Raw genomic sequence first — 5,671 nt, 5'->3', positions numbered from 1 at the left:
GCCCTACTCCCCTACTCCCCTACTCCCCTACTCCCCTAGCCGAGCACCATGCCCTACCAATCCCCAATCTCTCCCGGCCGCTCCTGGTACGAGGACACGGCCGGCCCACGGCCCGAATATCCGGCGCTCGACGGCGACCGGACATGCGACGTCGTCATCGTCGGCGGCGGCTTCACCGGCCTGTCGGCGGCGGCGCACCTCGCCAAGGCCGGCAGCAATGTCGTGCTGATCGAAGCGCATCGTTTCGGCGACGGCGCATCGGGCCGCAATGGCGGCCAGCTCGGCACCGGGCAGCGCGCCTGGGCCGAGGAACTGGAAGCGGAATACGGCTTTTCCCGTGCCAAGGCGCTGTTCGACCTCGCCGAAGAGGCCAAGGCGCATCTCCTCGAATTCGTCGCCGTCAACAAGATCGAGATCGACTACATGCCCGGCCAGATGTCGGTGGCGCACAAGCAGCGCTATGTCGACGACTACAAGGCGCATGCCGAGATCATGGCGAACCGCTTCGGCTACCCACACATCACCTTCATGGACGCCAGGGAGACGGCGGAGCGGTTGGGCTCGGCGCGCTACTTCGGCGGCACCCGTGACACCGGCACAGGGCACATCCATCCGCTGAAGCTGGTGATCGGCACCGCAAAGGTGGCGGCGCGGGCGGGGGCGCAGCTGTTCGAGCAGACGCCGGCGACCGGCATCGCGTCCCTTGGCGGCAAGGTCAGAGTTACGACGCCGAAAGGCACGATATCAGCCGAGAAATGTCTGATCGGCGTCAACGCCCATGGCGGCGCGCTCGAGCCGATCAGTGCCGCGCACATCATGCCGATCGGCTCCTTCATCGGCGCGACGCTGCCGCTTGGGTCTGACACAAAAGTGCTGCCGGGCGGTGAGGCGGTCGATGATTCCCGCTTCGTCGTGCGCTACTTCCGCAAATCGACGGATGGGCGGCTGCTGTTCGGCGGGCGCGAGATCTACGCCGTCAACGATCCGAAAGACATCCATGTCCACATCCGCCGGCAGATCGCCGAGCTTTACCCTGACCTCAGGGATGTCGAGATCTCCCATGGCTGGGGCGGCTATGTCGGCATCACACTGCCGAGAAAACCCTTCGTGCGCGAGGTGATGCCCAATGTGATCTCGGTCGGCGGCTATTCCGGCCACGGCGTCATGCTGTCGAACTTTTTCGGCAAGCTCTATGCCGAAACCGTTGCCGGCAACCGGGACCGGTTGAGGCTGATCGAGGATCTGAAAATCCCGGCCTTTCCCGGTGGCCGACGCTTCCGCGCGCCTCTGCTCTTTCTTGCGCTCAACTGGTATGCCTTGAGGGATCGGATCTAACCACAGGTTGCAGAATCCCTCGTAAGCATGCAGAATCCCTTGCAAGGGCGCAGTGATGCCACAATCGCAGGCAAGAGATGAGGGCCGTGGGCAGTTAAACGGGGGAATTTGCGGGCCTGCCCGCTTTTTGGTTTTGGGACCGATCTAACGCCGGTTTTCCGATTGAACGTCGGCCCGCAAATGGAGGTTGCAAGAGTGAGAGAGCCCTTCAGTTTCGGCGCGCCGGAACGACGGCGCCTTGCGATGCAGTTTGGCTACGACATGAGGCCCAGGTTCTGGCAAAAAGTCCGGTCGAACTTGCATCTGGTAATCGCCGCATTTGGCACAGCAGCGCTGCTTGGCGTGGCCGCGGTGGCGCTATGGCTGGCACTGCCGGCCAACGAGAGACAAGCGGTCGCGAGTCCCGAGCAGATCATTCCGAGCGTTCCGGTAAAAACGACGAAGATCGTGCCGGCCGCGGCCTCGACGGTCGCCGCCGTGCAGCAGGCTACGGGCAAGGCCGATGCGGTTTCGCCGGCAGTGGTTGCGACGGAGGCCGAGATACCAGCGCTGCCGCCCAATGATCCTCGCTGGACAGGATCAAGGCCGAAGACAGCATCCGGCCAGATGACGGGCCAGGCTGAACCAGACAAGCCATCCACTGCGGCGGCATTCGCCGATCCGGCGGCCAAAACCAAAGCCGCAGCATTGCTTGCCAAAGTCGCTGCTGGCAGCAAGACGGCGCCGGACGGTGCTCAAACCGCCGCCATTCCCACCGCTAAGCCGCAATTGCCGGCCGCGACGCAGAACGATGGCACCCAAGCCAAAGTCGAGGCCAAGAAAGTGAGCGCAGCAGACACCGGACGCATCCTCAGGGCCGTCACCATGCGCGCCGGACCGAAGAAGAATGCGGCCCCCATAGTCACCGTTCCCGCCAAGACTTCGGTTCAGGTGATGGGCTGCAAGAAATGGTGCCAGATCGTCTACAACGGCAAACGCGGCTGGATCTACAAGAGTTTTATCAAGACTGGAGCGTAGGGCTGGTCAGGCGATCCTTTGACGTTGCGCCGCTACGACTCAGCTTTCTGTACTATGATCGGCCGAGCAGACGCCGAAAGTGTCGCCACCGTCTGGCATGCCTGCGTTCCCTGACATGGTTGCGATGCTCTTCGAACGGCACTTCGAACAGACCGCACGTAACGCACCCATCGGGTTTACCGCAGGTGTGAGCCCAACATTTGACATCATGTGTCCAGGCGAGTGCGACCCTCTCCAGATGAAGATTGCATGAGCTTTTAAGCAGGATCAGCTCACCGGCAACAGCTGTCTGTTTGATGTGGTTGGAAACTTCCTTGGCTGTGCGAAATTCATGATAGCGGCCCGTATCACGATCAGCTTGCCCGGCTCTGGATTTATGAGCATTGTCCCCGGCATAGATGACATTGTCTGCGATTTCACGGGCAGCCTTGTAGATTTGAGCGTACTTTCTGGTTGAGCCGGCATAATCCGAAATCTGGCCGATAACGATCCGCTTTCGGTTGACGGTCGCCTTAGCCATGACATCAAGCGCCAGGTTCATCGAATGCCAGGGCGCCTTGGCGACGTCGATGATGAACTGCGGGCCGCCATCGGTGACGAGGAGGTCGCATCGATTTGTCAAAGGCTGGAATGCTGCCACCCTGGCCGCCACTTTTTCCTGGGGAACGCCCAGTTCTAGTGCTGCAGCAACCGCCGCGGCGGTCGGCAGCCAGAAATGTTCAGCCAGAAACTGCGTGTCGAGCGCAAGGACGCCGCCTCGCCAATGAATCGAAAGCTTCAGCCTGTCAGGATAAGCGGCGTAAACATCGGTCACGCGGTAATGCGCCTGTTCGGAAAAGCCGAAGGTGACCACGCGATGGCCTTTGGCGGAAGCCATGCCAATCACATGGGGGTCATCCGCATTGAGGACCGCAAGGCCGCCCGGCAGCAGCGCATCGACCAATGCGCGCTTCTCCAGGGCGACGCTCTCCAAGGTCTTGAAGCTTGCAAAATGTTCGAGACGAACCATCGTGATGATCGCCATATGTGGCCGCAGCATATCCGCCATCGGCTTGATCGTGCCGACCCCGTAGGCTCCGATCTCGACCACGACGTAGTCGGTCTTGCCGGGGATGCGTCGAGACAGCGTATCGACCAGTGTCGTTATGGCATTGGCAAGAACCTGGGTATGCACCGGGGCATGGTCGGCCAATATGTGTCCAAGCAGCCCGGCTGCTGTTGATTTTCCGGAACTCCCGGTAATGCCGATGAAGGTCGCCTTGCTTTTCGATCGGGCGCGTTTTGCCTTGTAGATCTTGAGACGTTGCCCCAGATCTTTGCGAATCTTTCGCAATCTTGCATTCATTATACCGCTAGCCCCACCCCATAAGTGACTTATGGCTTGCGGCGAACGGTCAAGTCAAACCTGAAACCAGACGGGTCGGACGGCCCAGATGCAACGTCCGCCGTCGACTTCCAGCGGAACGCCAGGATGAAGCTGCCTCGTCCGAAGCGAGTCAGAGCGGGACCGATGCGCGGAATTTCGCGTAATGATTTCGGGTGTGTCGAGGCCATGAATTTTTCAGCATGCCGGTCTCGCCGACGAAAGATGAGGGCCGTGAGCAGCTGAATGGGGCAACGGGTGCCAGATCGCCTACAACGGCAAACGCGGCTGGATCTACAAGGGCGTTATCAAGACCGGCGCTTAGGGCTGGTCAGGCGATTCTTTGACGTTTGCATCGTGGCTCAGATGACTTCTGTACCATGATCGGCCGCCGAGCAGACGTCGAAAGCGCTGCCATCGTCTGGCATGCCGGCGTTCCCTGACATGGTTGCGATGCTCTTCGAACGGCACTTCGAACAGACCGCACGTATCGCAGCCTTCCCGCTTGCCGCAGACCGGAACCCAGCATTTGACATCGTGCTTCCAGGCCAGTGCGATCCGTTCGAGATGAAGACGGGACGAGCTCTTGAGTAAAATAAGTTCACCGGCCACCGCCGTCCGCTTGATGTGGTCCGAGACCTCCTTGGGCATACGCAATTCGTGAAAGCGGCCGGCGTCACGATCGTCTTGCCCGGCTCCCGAGCGATGCGCATTGTCGCCGACATAGATGACCTGGTCTGCGATTTCCCGCGCGGTCTTGTAGGCGTAATGGTACTTTCTGGTCGAGCCCGCATAGTCTGAAATCTGCCCCAGAACGATGCGCTTCCGCTCGACAGTGGCCTTCGCCATCATGTCGAATGCAAGATTGATCGAATGCCAGGGCGACTTGGCGGCGTCGACGATGAATTGCGGACCGCCATTGGTGACGAGCACCTGGCATCGATTTGGCAGCGGCTGGAATGTCGCCACCCTTGCCGCCACTTTTTCGGGAGGAACGCCAAGCTCCAGCGCTACGCTGACTGCTGCGGCGGTCGGCAACCAGAAATGTTCAGCCGGGAACGGCGTTTTGAGCTCAATCACGCCGCCGCGCCAGTGGATCGAAAATTTCAGCCTGTCGGGATAGGCGGCGTGAACATCGGTCACACGATAGTCCGCCTGTTCCGACAGGCCGAAAGTGACGACACGATGCGGAGTGGCGGCAGCCATGCCGATCACATGGGGATCATCCGCATTGAGCAAAGCGAAGCCGCCCGGCCGCAGCGCATCGACCAATGCGCGCTTTTCCCCGGCGACGTTCTCCAGGGTCCTGAAAGCCGTAAAATGTTCGAGGCGAACCATGGTGACCACAGCCACATGCGGCTGCAACATATCCGCCATCGGCTTGAGCGTATCGGGCCCATGGGCTCCGGCTTCGAAAACGACGTAGCCGGTCCCGGTGGGAACGCGCTTTGACAACATGTTGACCAGCGCCCTCATCGTATTGGCGAGGACTTGGGTATGCACCGAGCCATGCCCGGCCAGAATGTGCCCAAGCAGTTCGGTCACGGTCGACTTGCCGGAACTGCCGGTTATGCCGATGAAGGTCGCCTTGCTTCTTGCTCGAGCGCGCTTCGCCTTATGGACCTTGAAGCGCCAATCAAGGTTTTCGCGAATCTTCTTCAGTCTCGCATTCATCCCACCGCCGGTCCCCCGAGCCCGCAACGGCTTTATGCCTTTCGCCGGACGACCGAGTCAATCGAAGCGATACGGCCGGACGGTTCAAATGCAACGCCCGCCATCGACCTCCAGCGCCACGCCGGTGATGAAAGCCGCCTCGTCCGACGCCAGCCAGAGCGCCGCGTTGGCTATGTCGAGCGGCGTCGAAAGCCGGCCAAGCGGGATCGACGCCCGGAATTTGTCGCGGATTTCCGGTGTGTCGGCGCCCATGAATTTTTCCAGCATGCCGGTCTCGCCGGC

5 protein-coding genes are annotated in these 5,671 nt (G+C 60.7%); 2 read left to right on the top strand and 3 right to left on the bottom strand.

Features of this window, described 5'->3' with window-relative positions:
* Positions 1-48 precede the first annotated feature (48 nt).
* Both E5W87_RS27670 and E5W87_RS27665 read left to right on the top strand, forming a co-directional pair.
* Positions 49-1,335, top strand: coding sequence for an FAD-binding oxidoreductase (locus E5W87_RS27670; RefSeq protein WP_292404851.1), 1,287 nt, complete (start codon positions 49-51; stop codon positions 1,333-1,335).
* Positions 1,336-1,530: 195 nt separating this feature from the next.
* Entirely contained in the window at positions 1,531-2,352 is an 822-nt protein-coding gene (locus E5W87_RS27665; protein WP_292404849.1) for an SH3 domain-containing protein, read from the top strand.
* Between the two features lie 52 nt (positions 2,353-2,404).
* On the opposite strand, the gene E5W87_RS27660 is transcribed toward E5W87_RS27665, so the two are convergent.
* From E5W87_RS27660 to E5W87_RS27650, 3 genes are all read right to left on the bottom strand, one after another.
* Positions 2,405-3,685, bottom strand: a complete 1,281-nt coding sequence (locus E5W87_RS27660) for a Mur ligase family protein (RefSeq protein ID WP_292404847.1) — start codon at positions 3,683-3,685, stop codon at positions 2,405-2,407.
* A 351-nt stretch (positions 3,686-4,036) separates the two neighbouring features.
* The gene (locus E5W87_RS27655) at positions 4,037-5,389 is read right to left on the bottom strand and encodes a UDP-N-acetylmuramoyl-tripeptide--D-alanyl-D-alanine ligase (protein ID WP_292404845.1); all 1,353 of its coding nucleotides are present in this window, start codon (positions 5,387-5,389) and stop codon (positions 4,037-4,039) included.
* Positions 5,390-5,473: 84 nt separating this feature from the next.
* Positions 5,474-5,671 (bottom strand): SDR family oxidoreductase (locus E5W87_RS27650; RefSeq protein WP_292404842.1); only part of this gene is annotated, 198 nt, incomplete at its 5' end.

This window comes from Mesorhizobium sp. (assembly GCF_004962925.1).
GTDB lineage: Bacteria > Pseudomonadota > Alphaproteobacteria > Rhizobiales > Rhizobiaceae > Mesorhizobium.
Note: the sequence above shows the minus strand (reverse complement) of the source record. Positions and strands in the feature narration are given on the sequence as shown.